General features: G+C 47.7%; 17 protein-coding genes. 9 read left to right on the top strand and 8 right to left on the bottom strand.

Annotated features, from left to right (window positions below):
* Positions 1–131: 131 nt before the first annotated feature.
* Positions 132–983 carry a glyoxalase III HchA gene (hchA, locus tag D9742_RS09520; protein WP_130236742.1) on the bottom strand — a complete coding sequence of 284 codons (852 nt, stop codon included), beginning with the start codon at positions 981–983 and terminating at the stop codon, positions 132–134.
* 692 nt (positions 984–1,675) lie between these two features.
* Here hchA and D9742_RS09515 point away from each other — a divergent pair.
* A complete protein-coding gene (locus tag D9742_RS09515) occupies positions 1,676–2,080 on the top strand; it encodes a universal stress protein (protein ID WP_130236741.1) in 405 nt (134 codons plus the stop codon).
* Positions 2,081–2,168: 88 nt separating this feature from the next.
* Here the strand turns inward: D9742_RS09515 and ompC are convergent, their stop codons facing one another.
* Positions 2,169–3,356 carry a porin OmpC gene (gene ompC / locus D9742_RS09510; protein ID WP_130236740.1) on the bottom strand — a complete coding sequence of 396 codons (1,188 nt, stop codon included), beginning with the start codon at positions 3,354–3,356 and terminating at the stop codon, positions 2,169–2,171.
* A 649-nt stretch (positions 3,357–4,005) separates the two neighbouring features.
* Here ompC and drpB point away from each other — a divergent pair.
* The 4 genes from drpB to vsr are packed head-to-tail and all read left to right on the top strand — an operon-like array spanning position 4,006 to position 6,958.
* Complete coding sequence (gene drpB / locus D9742_RS09505) at positions 4,006–4,287, top strand: cell division protein DrpB (RefSeq protein ID WP_246769576.1); 282 nt, start codon at positions 4,006–4,008, stop codon at positions 4,285–4,287.
* 39 nt (positions 4,288–4,326) lie between these two features.
* Complete coding sequence (locus D9742_RS09500) at positions 4,327–5,046, top strand: phosphohydrolase (protein ID WP_130236739.1); 720 nt, start codon at positions 4,327–4,329, stop codon at positions 5,044–5,046.
* A 42-nt stretch (positions 5,047–5,088) separates the two neighbouring features.
* The gene (dcm, locus tag D9742_RS09495; protein ID WP_130236738.1) at positions 5,089–6,507 is read left to right on the top strand and encodes a DNA-cytosine methyltransferase; all 1,419 of its coding nucleotides are present in this window, start codon (positions 5,089–5,091) and stop codon (positions 6,505–6,507) included.
* Positions 6,488–6,958, top strand: coding sequence for a VSPR family DNA mismatch endonuclease (gene vsr, locus D9742_RS09490; protein ID WP_130236737.1), 471 nt, complete (start codon positions 6,488–6,490; stop codon positions 6,956–6,958). Before dcm ends, vsr begins: the two co-directional genes overlap by 20 nt.
* On the opposite strand, the gene yedA is transcribed toward vsr, so the two are convergent.
* On the bottom strand, positions 6,947–7,867 hold the full coding sequence (gene yedA, locus D9742_RS09485; protein ID WP_130236736.1) for a drug/metabolite exporter YedA: 921 nt from the start codon (positions 7,865–7,867) through the stop codon (positions 6,947–6,949). The genes vsr and yedA overlap by 12 nt on opposite strands.
* Before the next feature lie 170 nt (positions 7,868–8,037).
* On the opposite strand from yedA, the gene D9742_RS09480 reads away from it, so the two are divergent.
* From D9742_RS09480 to dgcQ, 3 genes are all read left to right on the top strand, one after another.
* Positions 8,038–8,955: a DUF808 domain-containing protein gene (locus D9742_RS09480; RefSeq protein ID WP_130236735.1), complete on the top strand. Its 918-nt coding sequence runs from the start codon at positions 8,038–8,040 to the stop codon at positions 8,953–8,955.
* Positions 8,956–9,033: 78 nt separating this feature from the next.
* Entirely contained in the window at positions 9,034–9,216 is a 183-nt protein-coding gene (locus D9742_RS09475) for a DUF2158 domain-containing protein (protein WP_130208609.1), read from the top strand.
* Positions 9,217–9,409: 193 nt separating this feature from the next.
* The gene (dgcQ, locus tag D9742_RS09470; protein WP_130236734.1) at positions 9,410–11,104 is read left to right on the top strand and encodes a cellulose biosynthesis regulator diguanylate cyclase DgcQ; all 1,695 of its coding nucleotides are present in this window, start codon (positions 9,410–9,412) and stop codon (positions 11,102–11,104) included.
* On the opposite strand, the gene D9742_RS09465 is transcribed toward dgcQ, so the two are convergent.
* Positions 11,101–11,916, bottom strand: coding sequence for a mannosyl-3-phosphoglycerate phosphatase-related protein (locus D9742_RS09465; protein ID WP_130236733.1), 816 nt, complete (start codon positions 11,914–11,916; stop codon positions 11,101–11,103). The two genes, dgcQ and D9742_RS09465, sit on opposite strands and share 4 nt — an antisense overlap.
* A gap of 296 nt (positions 11,917–12,212) precedes the next feature.
* Positions 12,213–12,440 (bottom strand): peroxide/acid resistance protein YodD, encoded by a 228-nt coding sequence (gene yodD, locus D9742_RS09460; RefSeq protein WP_000844800.1) that lies wholly within the window; start codon positions 12,438–12,440, stop codon positions 12,213–12,215.
* Positions 12,441–12,603: 163 nt separating this feature from the next.
* Here yodD and dsrB point away from each other — a divergent pair, with 163 nt between their 5' ends.
* Positions 12,604–12,792 (top strand): protein DsrB, encoded by a 189-nt coding sequence (gene dsrB / locus D9742_RS09455; RefSeq protein WP_000867217.1) that lies wholly within the window; start codon positions 12,604–12,606, stop codon positions 12,790–12,792.
* Between the two features lie 43 nt (positions 12,793–12,835).
* On the opposite strand, the gene rcsA is transcribed toward dsrB, so the two are convergent.
* The 3 genes from rcsA to fliQ all read right to left on the bottom strand — a co-directional run bounded on the left by rcsA (position 12,836) and on the right by fliQ (position 14,812).
* Positions 12,836–13,459 (bottom strand): transcriptional regulator RcsA, encoded by a 624-nt coding sequence (rcsA, locus tag D9742_RS09450; RefSeq protein WP_130236732.1) that lies wholly within the window; start codon positions 13,457–13,459, stop codon positions 12,836–12,838.
* Between the two features lie 289 nt (positions 13,460–13,748).
* Positions 13,749–14,534, bottom strand: a complete 786-nt coding sequence (gene fliR / locus D9742_RS09445; protein ID WP_130236731.1) for a flagellar biosynthetic protein FliR — start codon at positions 14,532–14,534, stop codon at positions 13,749–13,751.
* A gap of 8 nt (positions 14,535–14,542) precedes the next feature.
* Positions 14,543–14,812: a flagellar biosynthesis protein FliQ gene (gene fliQ, locus D9742_RS09440; protein WP_000187358.1), complete on the bottom strand. Its 270-nt coding sequence runs from the start codon at positions 14,810–14,812 to the stop codon at positions 14,543–14,545.
* Positions 14,813–14,819: the final 7 nt, after the last annotated feature.

Here is a 14,819-nt window from a genome sequence, read left to right as displayed (position 1 = left end):
ATCTGTCTGGGAGGCGTAAAGTAAAGGTAAGGGAAGGGTTAAAATGTCAGCAATTGAAGGTGGTAGTTTTCATGTTTGTTAAGTGGGGGAGTGATCCCCCCACTTTTTATTCCACGGTAAGTGTCAGCCGATTAACCTACGTATGCGGCCAGCATCTCCTGTGCGGCCAGTTTGCCTAACGCATTTGCTGCGAAAGGACTGTCACCGGTTAAAAGTTTACGATCTTTGTGTACCCGGCCGGTAATATCATCATTGACGATGTTCATGCCCATTTTCTTCAGTTCTTCACCGAAGTACCAGGTCAGATGACCCGGCATGTAACCAATCTCTGGCGTTTGCTTGTCTGCAGCGTCAGGGAATGCGCAAATTGAATAACCATTTAATGGGTTATCGCCGTGGCGAAGCGCCAGAAAGGCTGCCGGACCGTGGCAAAGGGAGATAACAAAACGGTCATTTTCAATTGCCCACTGCAACGCGGCAGCCACGTCTTTGCTTTCTGGTAAACCAATGAGTGCACCGTGACCGCCAGGAACAAAGACTGCTGCATACTCGCTGTCTGCGTTGAGGCTGGCGACAACATCTGCTAATTTTTTCGGATTGAGGAACAGAGATTTGTGCTGCTCAAAGAATGGCATCACTTTTTCATCTTTACGCGGCATAGCCCAATATTCAAATTTTGTCATCAGGCCAGACAGCGTTGCAACCTCGAACTCGAAACCAGCGGCATGCAGATGATATAACGGCAGCAACGTTTCTATCGGATGGTTTCCTGTTGAGAAAAGTTTACCATTATCGGTTGGCAAATAGCGTTCATCAGCGGCGATTACCAGAATTTTATGCTTTCCGCTATACGGTTTTGGATAGTCTACCCCATCAAGATCAGATATCGGGCTGGTATATTGACCTAACGAATATTCTGACGGGAAGAAAGCATTATCTTCAGCCATATCGATTTGCGGATTCTTACTTTGTTGAACAGTCATAGTGTATTCCTCGTTGTTGCTTATGTAGGTTAGTCACTATATTTGCGACTGAGCTGGTTGCTATTTTTAACCAGATTGGAAATTGGAGTCAATATATCGAAAGCGGTATGCGAAGGGGGAACGTGCGATGATTATTCCGCACGTGTGTTGAATATTAGTCATGCCAATTTTTCCTTATTGCGTAAAGTGTTCGAAATTGGTGTTAATTTATTTTAGTCCATTTTTCAGAAATCAGGATATTGACTTACGGTAGCACAATTTTTAATTGTGGTGATTTTTTGTGCTTACGTGATGCTTAGAGCAGCATCAGAGGTGCCGATAATAGAAGAATTCCCCTGAATCTTGCTTAAGACAGGCAAATGCTGAAGCAAAGAATCTCCCTCCGACCACGCCATGAGAATGTAAGTTAAGAAAATGAGATTATTAGCAAAAAATAATCGTAAAACTGTCTGACACGAGAGATTATCGCGAAAAAATGATGATCCAGATTAAGGTTTAACTGATGACAGATATGATTAATTACTTGTTATCAGATGTGCTCTTTGTACAATTTGTCAGAGGAAATGGGCTGGAGACTAAAGCGGGGCAGCAACGATAACTTTTCCAAAGATAATGACATAAATATAGCATTAAAAATATGCAGTAATCATTCAGGCACAGTTGATTAATATTGAATTTTTCAGGGAATACCTATGTACCGAAATATTGTTATTCCGGTGAATATTTTTTCTCGGGATGATAGAGAGCAAGCGTTTTTGCACGCGCAATTTTTCGCCAATGTTTCTTCTGGGCATGTTCACTTACTTGGCTTTATACCGGAATATTTAAGAGTTCTCGAGCGTGGGTATGTTTCTGATATGCATCGTTTTAAAGAAGCGCTACGCGGTCAGGCTTTGCGCCGTTTAGCTTATATGGCAGAACAACTGGTTTTGCCTGAAGGATTTATTCATACGTATGTTCATTTCGGCACACTTCCGGAAGGGATAAAGAAACTTGCTGAACAGCAACTGGCTGATGTTATTGTGCTGGGAGCTACGCAGGAATTGGGTTTTATCGACATGCTACGGCAGTTTAGCGTGCCGCTGTTGGTGATTTGAAGTGGGATATAAAAAAGCCTGAGTTCGATAAGGGACGAACTCAGGCAGTTTTATGTTTTACAGTTACGTGCCGCGGCGCGTTGGCTGATTAGAACTGGTAGACTAAGCCCACAGCAACGATATCGTCGGTCGCGATGCCGTTTTCTTTGTAGAAGTCGTCGCCGTTGTCCAGCAGGTTGATTTTATAATCAACATAGGTGGACATGTTTTTGTTGAAATAGTAGGTCATACCGATATCAACATATTTAACCAGATCTTTGTTGGTGTAATGATGATTACCCTGGCTGTCAAAGTTATCACTATTTACACCGCCTAAATCCTTACCTTTAGATTGCAGGTAAGCGATGGACGGGCGCAGACCGAAGTCGAACTGATACTGAGCAACAACTTCAAAGTTCTGCGTTTTGTTAGCGATAGCATCAGCATCACCGTAACCAGTCATGTTACGGGTTTCAGCATACATGGCTGCTAAGTATACGTTATTAGCGTCGTATTTAGCACCCACGGTCCATGCTTCTGCAGTTTCACCGCCAGCAGTTGCATCGAAGCGGTCTCCGTAACGAGTATTATGATAACCTTTGTGAACCTGGTTATCAGAACGGTCAGAGTTAGAGTATGCCGCACCCAGACTTAAACCGAAGTCGAAGTCATAGGAAGTTGACATGCCGTAACCGTCGCCGTTCTCTTTGGCCAGTTTACGGCCATTACCGTTACCGGAACCTTCTTGACCAAATAATCCGCTTTTCTCGTTATTACCCTGATATTGCAGAGCAAAGTTCAGACCGTCAACCTGGCCAAAGAAGCCATTGTTACGGTAGGTTGCAACGCTGTTAGCACGACCGTTCATGAAGTTGTCGGCGCCAGCGTAGGTATCGCCACCAAATTCTGGCAGCATATCGGTCCATGCTTCTACGTCATATACGACACCGTAGTTACGACCATAGTCGAAAGTACCGTTCTGACCAAAGCCTAAACCTGCAAATGCCAGACGCGTTGCGGTATTACCTTTGTCGCTTTCAGGGCCGTTTGCACCAATGTTAAATTCCCACTGACCATAGCCAGTGAACTGGTCAGCGATCTGGGTTTCACCTTTGAAACCGATACGGGCATATGACATGTCGCCATCACTGCCAGAGTCATCAGAGAAGTAGTGCAGACCCGCTACTTTTCCGTATAAATCCAGTTTATTGCCATCTTTATTATAGACTTCAGCCGCATTTGCTGCGCCAGCAACTAATAACGCCGGGACCAGCATTGCCAGAACTTTTCTTTTCATTATGTATTCCCTTGTGATTATAATCTTCATGAATATATCAATAAGTGCCGTTATCCAAAAAAAAAGCACATTTGGATACTATTCTATGAAGTTCATTTTATTTTAAAGATTACATGTAACAAATATATTTAAAAGATTTCAGAATGTTTCTATCTTATTTAATATAATTCAAAATTATGAATTACAGACATAAGTATTCATTTTATTTATGTTTTCATATCAATGGCTTATTGTTCTTTGGAAAGGATGGGTTGCATCAATGATTGTTGAGCTAAAGACTTGGTGTGATCGACTTCACATTAATGAATGCATAAAAAAAGCCGGCATCATGCCGGCCCAAAAACATAAACAAGACGATAAAAGGCTAATAACGCGGTTATCATGACACAGAAAACAAAAAAGGTATAATGGTATTCAACACCAATATATTCAAAATATGAATTAATTAATTATCCTCAAATGAAAAACAAATGCCCTCTGGCTTGTTTTTCCTGCAAATTATGTCACTGGTTAAGATTCATATATTTGTTCAAAAAATGAGTGAGACTTGACTGGCTCGACCGATGTGGAAAAATGTGACTTTTATCACATAATAGTGTTGAGTCTGAATTTTCCGGGTTATCTCAAAATGGAGTATGGTTCGACAGCAATGGAAGAAAGACTTTCTCGTAGCCCTGGCGGCAAACTGGCTTTATGGGCTTTCTATACCTGGTGTGGTTATTTTGTCTGGGTAATGGCGCGTTACATCTGGGTAATGAGCCGCATCCCTGACGCCCCCGTGTCTGGATTTGAAAGTGATTTAGGTTCAACTGCGGGAAAGTGGTTAGGTGCGTTAGTGGGATTTTTGTTTATGGCCATGGTCGGGGCGTTGTTAGGCGGCATTGCCTGGTACACGCGACCTCGCCCCGTACGTAGCAGACGCTATGAGTAAAAACTGCTAAGGTTGCGGCTCTTTGGCAGCGGAGCGCATATGGACTTACAACACTGGCAGGCACAATTCGAAAACTGGTTGAAGAGCCATCATCAATATCAGGATGGGGCCCATGACCTGTGTCATTTTCGCCGCGTTTGGGCGACAGCACAAAAACTGGCGGTAGATGAAGAAGTCGATATGCTGGTGATTTTAGCCGCCTGTTATTTTCACGATATCGTGAGCCTGGCGAAAAACCATCCGCAACGGCAACAATCTTCAATACTGGCAGCAGAAGAGACGCGTCGCCTGCTATGTGAAGAGTTCGCGCAATTTCCGGCGGAGAAAATCGAGGCCGTTTGTCATGCCATTGCCGCACACAGTTTCAGTGCGCAAATTACGCCCTTAACGGCGGAAGCTAAAATCGTGCAGGATGCTGACCGGCTGGAAGCCTTAGGCGCGATTGGCCTGGCGCGAGTGTTTGCGGTTTCAGGAGCGTTGGGTGTGGCGCTGTTTGATGGCGAAGATCCGTTCGCGCAGCATCGCCCGCTCGATGATAAACGTTACGCGCTGGATCATTTCCAGACTAAGTTGCTGAAACTACCGCAAACGATGCAAACCGCAAAAGGTAAACAACTGGCGCAACACAATGCCCGTTTTCTGGTGGAGTTTATGGCCAAACTCAGTGCTGAGTTGGCGGGGGAGAATGAAGGTATCGATCACAAGGTGATTGCTGCGTTTTCGCCAACTGACTGTGCGCGTGGACCTAAACCGATGTAATTATGTTAACCTGTCGGCCATCTCATATGGCCGGTTAAATCTATGCAGGAAAATATTTCAGTAACCGATTCATACAGCACCGGGAATGCCGCACAGGCAATGCTGGAGAAACTGCTGCAAATTTATGATGTTAAAACACTGGTGGCGCAACTTAATGGCGTGGGGGATAACCACTGGAGCGCAGCGATTTTAAAACGTGCGCTGGCGAATGATTCGGTATGGCACCGTTTAAGTGAAAATGAGTTCACCCACCTGCAAACGTTGCTACCCAAACCGCCAGCACATCATCCACATTATGCTTTTCGCTTTATCGATCTCTTTGCCGGGATTGGTGGTATCCGTCGCGGTTTTGAGTCAATTGGCGGTCAGTGCGTATTTACCAGTGAGTGGAATAAACATGCGGTGCGCACCTATAAAGCCAACCATTATTGCGACCCGGCGACACATCATTTTAATGAAGATATCCGCGACATCACCCTGAGCAATAAAGAGGGCGTGAGTGATGAAGCGGCGGCGGAACATATCCGTCAGCACATTCCTGAGCACGATGTTTTACTGGCCGGTTTTCCTTGCCAGCCGTTTTCACTGGCTGGTGTATCGAAAAAGAATTCGCTTGGGCGGGCGCACGGTTTTGCCTGCGATACCCAGGGTACGCTGTTCTTTGATGTGGTGCGCATCATCGACGCTCGTAGGCCGGCGATTTTTGTGCTCGAAAACGTTAAAAACCTGAAAAGCCACGACCAGGGTAAAACATTCCGCATTATTATGCAGACGCTGGACGAATTGGGCTATGACGTCGCTGACGCAGAAGATAACGGGCCGGACGATCCGAAAATCATCGATGGCAAACATTTCCTGCCGCAGCACCGTGAGCGCATCGTGCTGGTGGGCTTTCGTCGCGATCTGAATCTGAAAGCTGATTTTACCCTGCGTGATATAAGCGAATGTTTCCCTGCACAACGAATGACGCTGGCGCAGTTGCTTGATCCGATAGTCGAAGCGAAATATATCCTGACGCCAGTGCTATGGAAGTATCTCTATCGCTATGCGAAGAAGCATCAGGCGCGCGGTAACGGCTTCGGTTATGGGATGGTTTATCCGAACAATCCGCGAAGTGTCACGCGCACGCTTTCTGCTCGTTATTATAAAGACGGTGCGGAAATCTTAATCGATCGCGGCTGGGATATGGCAACAGGTGAGAAAGACTTTGACGATCCGCAGAATCAGCAACATCGTCCACGAAGATTAACGCCTCGAGAATGCGCGCGTCTGATGGGCTTTGAAGCGCCGGGAGAAGCGAAATTCCGTATACCGGTCTCCGATACGCAGGCCTATCGTCAGTTCGGTAATTCGGTGGTCGTGCCGGTCTTTGCCGCGGTGGCAAAACTGCTCGAGCCAAAAATCAAACAGGCGGTGGCGTTGCGTCAGCGAGAAACACAACATGGCCGACGTTCACGATAAGGCAACGCGCAGCAAAAATATGCGCGCGATTGCCACGCGTGATACGGCAATCGAGAAACGCCTTGCCAGCCTGTTAACTGAGCAGGGGCTGGCGTTTCGTGTTCAGGAAGCCAGTCTCCCCGGACGTCCGGATTTTGTCCTTGATGAATTTCGCTGTGTGATATTTGCCCACGGTTGCTTCTGGCACCATCACCATTGCTATCTGTTTAAAGTCCCCGCCACGCGAACAGATTTCTGGCTTGAGAAGATAGGTAAAAATGTCGAACGCGATCGTCGTGATATCAGCCGTTTGCAGGAACTTGGCTGGCGCGTATTGATTGTCTGGGAATGTGCGTTACGCGGGCGGGAGAAATTAACGGACGCGGCACTTACCGAGCGTCTGGAAGAGTGGATCTGCGGCGAGGGCGCCAGCGCGCAGATCGACACTCTGGGGATTCATTTACTCGCTTGATGCATCCTGAATGACGGGAGCAACAACGGATTTAGCCGGAAAGAGATATTTCCCCAACGTGACCAGCACTACTGCGAAAACAATCACCCCCAGCGCCAGCCATTCAATCTTCGACAGCGTTTCGCCGCCCAGACCCGTACCCAGCAATACCGCGACCACCGGATTAACATAGGCGTAGCTGGTGGCCAGCGCCGGACTGACATTGCGGATTAAATACATATAAGCGTTGATGGCGATAATCGAGCCAAACAGCGTCAAATATCCCACAGCCAGGAAACCTGAAAGCGAAGGGACTGCTGTCAGTTTTTCACCTGCAATCATCGACGCGATCATTAACACTACGCCTGCCGCCAGCATCTCAATGGCGCCAGCCATCATCCCTACCGGCAAAGTAATGCGCGAGCCATAAACCGACCCAAACGCCCAGCTAATTGAGCCGATTAAAATCAGCATTGCACCCCACGGGTTACCGCTTAAATTACCGCCACTATTGAGCATGATGATTCCGGCAAGCCCGATGGCGATACCTACCCATTCCAGTTTGCGCGTTTTAATACCAAACAGACGGCTGAAGCAAAGAGTAAACAGTGGCACCGTTGCCACCACCACGGCGGCAATGCCGGAAGGGACGTTTTGATGTTCGGCAACCGTCACCATACCGTTACCGACAGCCAGTAGTAACAGGCCAATCAGCGCGGCGTTGAGCAGGGGACGTAGCGGTGGCAATTTGTGCCCACGCAGCAGTAAAAATGCCATCAATAAAATACCTGCTGCCAAGAATCGCACTCCCGCCATCATTAACGGTGGCCAGCTTTCAACGCCAATCCGAATGACAAAATAGGTTGAGCCCCAAATGATATACAACGCAAACAGCGCGCCAAAAAGCGGTAACAACTGGCGGAAACGCATAATCCCTCACGGTGGAAATAAAAAGGTGGTTCATAGTAAACGTGAAAATCATTCTGCTGGCGAGAGATATAATTGCGCTTAATTGTTAAAAAAATGTTGACCTGTGAAGCAAGTATCAGGCAAGCCGATTTTGCTTCATACTTAGCGCGTCAACGAAAAAATGAGAGGGAATGCTTTTGGCCGGGAGTAGTTTACTGACGTTGCTCGATGATATCGCCACTTTGCTGGACGATATCTCCGTGATGGGCAAGCTGGCGGCGAAGAAAACCGCCGGCGTATTAGGGGATGACTTGTCGCTCAACGCGCAACAAGTTTCAGGCGTGCGTGCCAACCGGGAACTTCCTGTTGTCTGGGGCGTGGCGAAGGGATCGCTAATCAACAAAGTGATTCTGGTGCCGCTGGCGCTGATTATCAGTGCATTCATTCCGTGGGCAATTACGCCACTGTTGATGATTGGTGGTGCGTTTCTCTGCTTTGAAGGGGTAGAGAAAGTGCTACATATGCTGGAGGCGCGTAAGCACAAAGAGGACCCGGCGCAGAGTCAGCAGCGTCTGGAAAAACTAGCGGCGCAAGACCCGCTCAAGTTTGAAAAGGACAAAATAAAAGGGGCCATTCGCACCGATTTTATTTTGTCTGCGGAGATTGTCGCCATAACGCTGGGTATTGTGGCGGAAGCGCCGCTGATTAATCAGGTGCTGGTGCTCTCAGGGATTGCTCTGGTGGTAACGATTGGCGTGTATGGGCTGGTGGGGATTATCGTTAAGATTGATGACCTGGGCTACTGGCTGGCAGAAAAGTCCAGTTCCTTGATGCAGGCATTGGGTAAGGGGCTGTTGATTATCGCGCCCTGGCTGATGAAAGCGTTATCGGTTGTCGGCACGCTGGCGATGTTCCTGGTTGGTGGTGGCATTGTGGTGCATGGCATCGCGCCACTGCATCATGCCATTGAACATTTTGCCGAACAGCAGAACGCACTGGTGGCGATGATATTACCGACTGTTTTAAATCTGATTCTTGGATTTATCATCGGTGGCATCGTGGTGCTTGGAGTGAAAGTGGTAGCGAAAATGCGCGGCCAGGCACATTAAAATCCACATTGGCGGTTATGCAAAATTCGCCATCCTCGACTAAGGTGAACAAGTTTCACTCGAAAAAAGGAGGCGAGTATGAGCTTTATGGTTAGTGAGGAAGTCACGGTAAAAGAGGGCGGCCCGCGGATGATTGTCACCGGGTATTCCAGCGGTATGGTTGAGTGCCGCTGGTATGACGGTTATGGGGTCAAGCGGGAAGCTTTTCATGAAACCGAGCTTGTTCCGGGGGAGGGGAGTTGTTCGTCGGAAGAAGTCTGAAAGTGTGCAAGTAACACAAGGCCGGATGTGGCGTTAACGCCGCATCCGGCTGTTTTAGCAGCGTCTGCATGGAATGTCTGATGCGACGCTGTCGCGTCTTATCATGCCAACATTATAAAAATATCGATGTTTGGCGGTACGCTATCGCCAGGTTATGCCAGAATCATAAAAAAGCAGGTTGGGAGTCGTCAGGGTGCAGCACGAGACAAAAATGGAAAACCAGAGCTGGCTAAAAATACTCGCTCGCCGCCTGGGGCCTGGTCATGTCGTTAATCTGTGCTTCATCGTGGTGTTGCTCTTTTCCACTTTGCTCACCTGGCGTGAAGTCGTGGTGCTGGAAGACGCCTATATCTCCAGCCAGCGTAATCATTTGGAAAACGTTGCCAACGCGCTCGACAGGCAACTGCAATATAACGTCGATAAACTGATTTTTTTGCGTAATGGAATGCGTGAAGCACTTGTTGCGCCGTTGGATTTCACTTCTATGCGTAACGCTGTTGTCGAGTTTGAACAACATCGCGACGAACACGCCTGGCAAATCGAACTCAACAGACGACGCACCCTGTCGGTAAACGGCGTCTCGGATGCGTTAGTGAGAGAGGGAAATCAACTTTCTCGCGAAAATGAATCACTCGACAATGAAATTACCGCCGCACTGGAAGTCGGCTACTTACTGCGGCTGGCGCACAACTCTTCGTCGATGGTTGAACAAGCTATGTATGTCTCTCGCGCTGGATTCTACGTTTCGACGCAGCCGACGTTGTTTACCCGAAATGTCCCTACACGTTACTACGAATTTGTCACACAAAACTGGTTTATCGGCCAATCAGAACGAGAAAATCGTCAACGTGGCGTACGTTGGTTTACTTCTCAGCATGACCATAACAATGTTACTGAACCGCAGGTCACCGTAAGCGTACCAGTCGATAGCAATAATTACTGGTATGGCGTGTTGGGGATGAGTATCCCTGTGCGCTCGATGCAGCAATTTCTAAAAAACGCTATTGATAAAAACCTGGATGGCGAATATCAGCTTTACGACAGTAAACTGAAATTATTGACCTCCTCTAACCCGGAACACTCGGCGGAGGATCTCTTTGATCCTCGAGAGCTGGCATCTCTGGCGCAGGCTATGGAACACGATACGCGCGGTGGCATTAGGATGAACAGTCGCTATGTTAGCTGGGAGCGACTGGACCATTTTGATGGCGCATTGGTGCGCATTCATACGCTTAGTGAGGGTGTGCGTGGTGATTTCGGCAGCATCAGCATTGCGTTAACCCTTCTGTGGGCGCTCTTTACGACGATGTTACTTATCTCCTGGTATGTGATTCGCCAGATGGTCAGCAATATGTATGTCCTGCAAAGCTCGTTGCAGTGGCAGGCGTGGCATGACACCTTAACGCGCTTGTATAACCGTGGCGCATTGTTCGAAAAAGCGCGTCCGCTTGCCGAATTGTGTCAGGTACACAAACATCCATTTTCTGTCATACAGGTCGACCTTGACCATTTTAAAGCGATTAATGACCGCTTTGGGCATCAGGCGGGCGATCGTGTGCTGTCGCATGCTGCCGGATTAATCAGTCGTTCCTTGCGTTCACAGGACGTTGCAGGACGCGTTGGCGGCGAGGAGTTTTGTGTGATTTTGCCAGGCGCTAACCTGGCGCAGGCAACGGAAGTTGCCGAACGTATTCGTCTGAAGCTGAATGAAAAAGAGATGTTGATCGCCAAGAGCACAACCCTACGCATCAGTGCCTCGCTGGGGGTGAGTAGCAGCGAGGAAACCGGCGATTATGATTTTGAACAATTACAGTCTCTGGCCGACCGGCGGTTGTATCTCGCAAAACAAGCGGGGCGTAATCGGGTCTGCGCGAGCGATAGCCCTTAACTGGCCGTGAAAAAGTGATCCAGCCCTTCTCGCCAGCCTTCCGGTCCCTCTTGCTGTGTCCGCCAGACACGGGCCGGATCCTCATTTTGCAAATGCACGCCTTCCCGGTTTAGCCCTTTTACGATCACCGCGTAATCCATCACTTCCAGTAATGGCGCATCATTTGGGCCATCGCCTAAGCCAAGCGTGGTTGGACGCTTTCCACTTGATTGCTGATATGCCGCAATGATCCAGTTGGCTGCCTGATCTTTCCCGGCCGAGGCATCCAGCACATGCCAGAAACGCGCACCTTGCACAAACTGCAAGCCCAGTTCATTCAGGCGAGCGGTAAATTGTGCCATCCGCTCGTCACTGTCGCGCCAGATAAGCGTGACCGAAGCCTCATGCAACTGCGTCAGTGCGGCCTGGCTGCGGCTTAAGCCAGTCCATTCAGCGATGGTTGTATCATCGACGTCATCAAAGGTGGTGAATTTGAAGTGTTCTTTCTCACGCAGCGTATTTAATACCTGGCTGATCTCACTATGAGCAATACCCGAGATGATGCGCGGAAAGCCGTCCAAATCCTGCCATTGTTGATCCAGTTGGATCACCGCGCCGTTCTCTGCAATGAGTGACAACCCTTGCAGACCTAACATCTTTTGCAGGTACAGCATCTCAGCCGAGGTTTTACTACTACACAGGATCACGGGGATCTCTGCTTCCCGCAGGCGGATTAACCAGGAGGCGGCAGGTTGCCAGTCATAGCTATGACTGTCCAACAAGGTGCCATCAAGATCGGTGAAAATCAGCAGCGGTTGATGAATTGAAAGCATGATCGCGCAGTACTCCCTTTGCCGGATATTTCTTAAAACAGCACGAATAATAAAAAATCGTTTTTCGGGAGCGATCCCGTGAACGCCAGAGCCTCCAAGTGGTGACGCGGATCACACTTCCATTCATAAGTGACGTTAATCATTCATATCAAGAATATTTTCTTGTCAGCCTAAAAAATTGCGGATAAGGTGATGAACGCATCAGATTTCCTGGTGTAACGAATTTTTTAAGTGCTTCTTGCTTAAGCAAGTTTGATCCCGACCCCCACAAGGGTCGGGATTTTTTTATGACGCATTTAGCGATTCACTTCAGAGACGCTAAAGTCATGAATATCAAGTTCAAAGGCATCGGCTAATTCACGCCATGTATGATATTCACGGCCATCGACGCTAACGTGTTCCGAATCGTTCTGGCTGCGATGAACTTCGCTTTCGCTAATTTCATTGATCGCCGCCAGCAGGGCATCGACATCGACGCTGACCTCACGTTTTGCGGTATCGCTGTACTCTTTTGCGGTTTTCATCATCTTTCCTCGCAACCGTTGCTTATATGTTGCTGCCGACACGTCATGTCAGCCAGGCATTTCTTAAGTATAGACCGTTGAGAAAATCAGCACTCGCACGCGCCCGGCGCTGTCAGAAAAACGAAATTGTTCTAAACTGGCACAAAGCCACAGGAGGAAAACGATGAAGGTGAATGATCGGGTAACAGTCAAAACGGATGGCGGTCCGCGTCGTCCTGGCGTGGTACTGGCAGTTGAGGAGTTTAGTGAAGGCACAATGTACCTGGTTTCGCTGGAAGACTACCCGCTCGGCATCTGGTTCTTTAATGAAGCAGGGCATCAGGATGGTATCTTTGTGGAGAAAGCAGAGTAATTTCTGTCAGCCTGACTGGTGGTATCCCACCAGTCAGTATGCCTTAGCGCATGTTGACAAAAATACCATTAGTCACATTATCGGTCAGTCGGACGACATGGTAGATAACCTGTTTATTATGCGTTTTGATCTTACGTTTAATATTGCCTTTATGCGATGAAACGGTCTTGGCTTTAATATTCATTTGGTCAGATATTTGAATCGTTCCCTGACCAGCCATCCACATTCGCAACATACTCGATTCGGTCCGGCTTAATGATAACGTTGGCATATTTAAAATACTGGCCATCGTTGTCTCTTTTTTCAGAATATCGCCAAGGATATCATCAAGAGATTCCGGCTTAATCGATTTGGAACTGATCAATAAATTTTTTCTGACCAATAGATATTCATCAAAATGAACATTGGCAATTGCCATAAAAACGATAAATAACGTATTGGGATGTTGATTAATGATGTGCTTGATACGTTGACTGTTAGAAGCATCGTGGATAAAACAGTCCTCATTAATAAACACCACTGAAGGGTGCTGTGATTCACAAGCGATGGCAAGGTCATCAACGGTTTCAATGTCGTTGATTTCTCTTTTTTTCACCCCTCTACTCAACAGATACCCGGTCAAACCCAGCCGGGTGTAACTACATAAATCCATAATAATCGTTGACATGGCATACCCTCACTCAATGCGTAACGATAATTCCCCTTACCTGAATATTTCATCATGACTAAACGGAACGACATGGGTCACCTAATGCGCCACTCTCGCGATTTTTCAGGCGGACTTACTATCCCGTAAAGTGTTGTATAATTTGCCTGGAATTGTCTTAAAGTAAAGTAAATGTTGCGATATGTGAGTGAGGTTAAAACAAATATTTCGCCACAGGAGTATCCTGGAAGATGTTCGCTGGTATTATTTTTCAGATAATCCTTAGGATAACAAGATAAACATTAGGGAATCATATTACAGGTAATTCGCTGATGATATCTGCCAGCAAATTAAAAATTTCACTAAATAAATGTTCGCAAAAAGGAGCAATTAACGGCATTAATGCCGCCATTAATGAGATGCCGACAGTCAACGTTAATGGAAAACCAATAACAAAGATTGATAATTGCGGGGCCATACGATTCAGTAAACCTAATGCGAGATTCAGCGTCAGCAACAGGGTAATGAGCGGTAACGCCAGCATCAACCCGTTAAGAAAAATCAAACTCCCAGCCCTGGTGAGTGCCAGGAATGCATTGCTGTTCAGCGGTTCGCCACCAATGGGTAGAGTGTGAAACGTATCGACCAGCAACGAAATCAACCATAAATGACCGTTAAATGTCAGGAATAACAGTAGCGCCAGCATATCCATAATGCGCGCTAAGACGGGTATATTGAGATGGCTGCCAGGATCGACAAACGTCGCAAATGACAGCCCCATTTGCAGACCGATAATTTCGCCAGCGGTGCGCACAGCGGCGAAGGCAAATTGCATGGAAAAGCCGAGAGCAATGCCAATGAGGATTTGCTGCACCGCCAGCCATAGGGCATAGAACGAAAAAATAGCCACATCGTTGGCGGGTATTGCCGGGGCAATGGCGAACGTGATCATCATTGCGAGGCCCAGTTTTACCCGTTTAGGCACGCTGCGTTCGCTCAAAATGGGCGCGGTAGAAATGAGCGCTAGTACACGCAGTAATGGCCAGAAATACAGACTTAGCCAGGAGAGCCATTGATCGCTTGTTACCTGCAACATTGCATCGATTACCCGATGATATACGGCAGGTTAGTGAACAAGGTACGAACGTAATCCAGCAACAGGTTGAGCATCCACGGTCCGGCAATAATAATGGCGATAAATACGGCGATGATTTTCGGAATAAACGACAGCGTCATTTCGTTAATCTGCGTGGCAGCCTGCAATATGCTGATGATAAGACCGGTGACCAGTGCCACCAGTAGCAGCGGGGCAGCCAGCGCCAGCGCGACTTTCATCGCTTCTGTCCCCATCATCATGACCGATTCGGGTGTCATTTTGCCT

The sequence above is a fragment of the Escherichia sp. E1V33 genome (assembly GCF_004211955.1).
In the GTDB taxonomy this organism is placed as follows: domain Bacteria; phylum Pseudomonadota; class Gammaproteobacteria; order Enterobacterales; family Enterobacteriaceae; genus Escherichia.
Note: the sequence above shows the minus strand (reverse complement) of the source record. Positions and strands in the feature narration are given on the sequence as shown.

Excerpts from the sequence above, each read along its gene's own strand:
- D9742_RS09475 (WP_130208609.1), top strand. The coding sequence starts at position 9,034 with ATGAGCTTTATGGTTAGTGAGGAAGTCACGGTAAAAGAGGGCGGCCCG.
- D9742_RS09515 (WP_130236741.1), top strand. The coding sequence starts at position 1,676 with ATGTACCGAAATATTGTTATTCCGGTGAATATTTTTTCTCGGGATGAT.
- D9742_RS09480 (WP_130236735.1), top strand. The coding sequence starts at position 8,038 with ATGCTTTTGGCCGGGAGTAGTTTACTGACGTTGCTCGATGATATCGCC.
- yedA (WP_130236736.1), bottom strand. The coding sequence starts at position 7,867 with ATGCGTTTCCGCCAGTTGTTACCGCTTTTTGGCGCGCTGTTTGCGTTG.
- hchA (WP_130236742.1), bottom strand. The coding sequence starts at position 983 with ATGACTGTTCAACAAAGTAAGAATCCGCAAATCGATATGGCTGAAGAT.
- rcsA (WP_130236732.1), bottom strand. The coding sequence starts at position 13,459 with ATGTCAACGATTATTATGGATTTATGTAGTTACACCCGGCTGGGTTTG.
- dsrB (WP_000867217.1), top strand. The coding sequence starts at position 12,604 with ATGAAGGTGAATGATCGGGTAACAGTCAAAACGGATGGCGGTCCGCGT.
- vsr (WP_130236737.1), top strand. The coding sequence starts at position 6,488 with ATGGCCGACGTTCACGATAAGGCAACGCGCAGCAAAAATATGCGCGCG.
- dcm (WP_130236738.1), top strand. The coding sequence starts at position 5,089 with ATGCAGGAAAATATTTCAGTAACCGATTCATACAGCACCGGGAATGCC.
- drpB (WP_246769576.1), top strand. The coding sequence starts at position 4,006 with ATGGAAGAAAGACTTTCTCGTAGCCCTGGCGGCAAACTGGCTTTATGG.
- D9742_RS09500 (WP_130236739.1), top strand. The coding sequence starts at position 4,327 with ATGGACTTACAACACTGGCAGGCACAATTCGAAAACTGGTTGAAGAGC.
- yodD (WP_000844800.1), bottom strand. The coding sequence starts at position 12,440 with ATGAAAACCGCAAAAGAGTACAGCGATACCGCAAAACGTGAGGTCAGC.
- fliQ (WP_000187358.1), bottom strand. The coding sequence starts at position 14,812 with ATGACACCCGAATCGGTCATGATGATGGGGACAGAAGCGATGAAAGTC.
- ompC (WP_130236740.1), bottom strand. The coding sequence starts at position 3,356 with ATGAAAAGAAAAGTTCTGGCAATGCTGGTCCCGGCGTTATTAGTTGCT.
- D9742_RS09465 (WP_130236733.1), bottom strand. The coding sequence starts at position 11,916 with ATGCTTTCAATTCATCAACCGCTGCTGATTTTCACCGATCTTGATGGC.
- fliR (WP_130236731.1), bottom strand. The coding sequence starts at position 14,534 with ATGTTGCAGGTAACAAGCGATCAATGGCTCTCCTGGCTAAGTCTGTAT.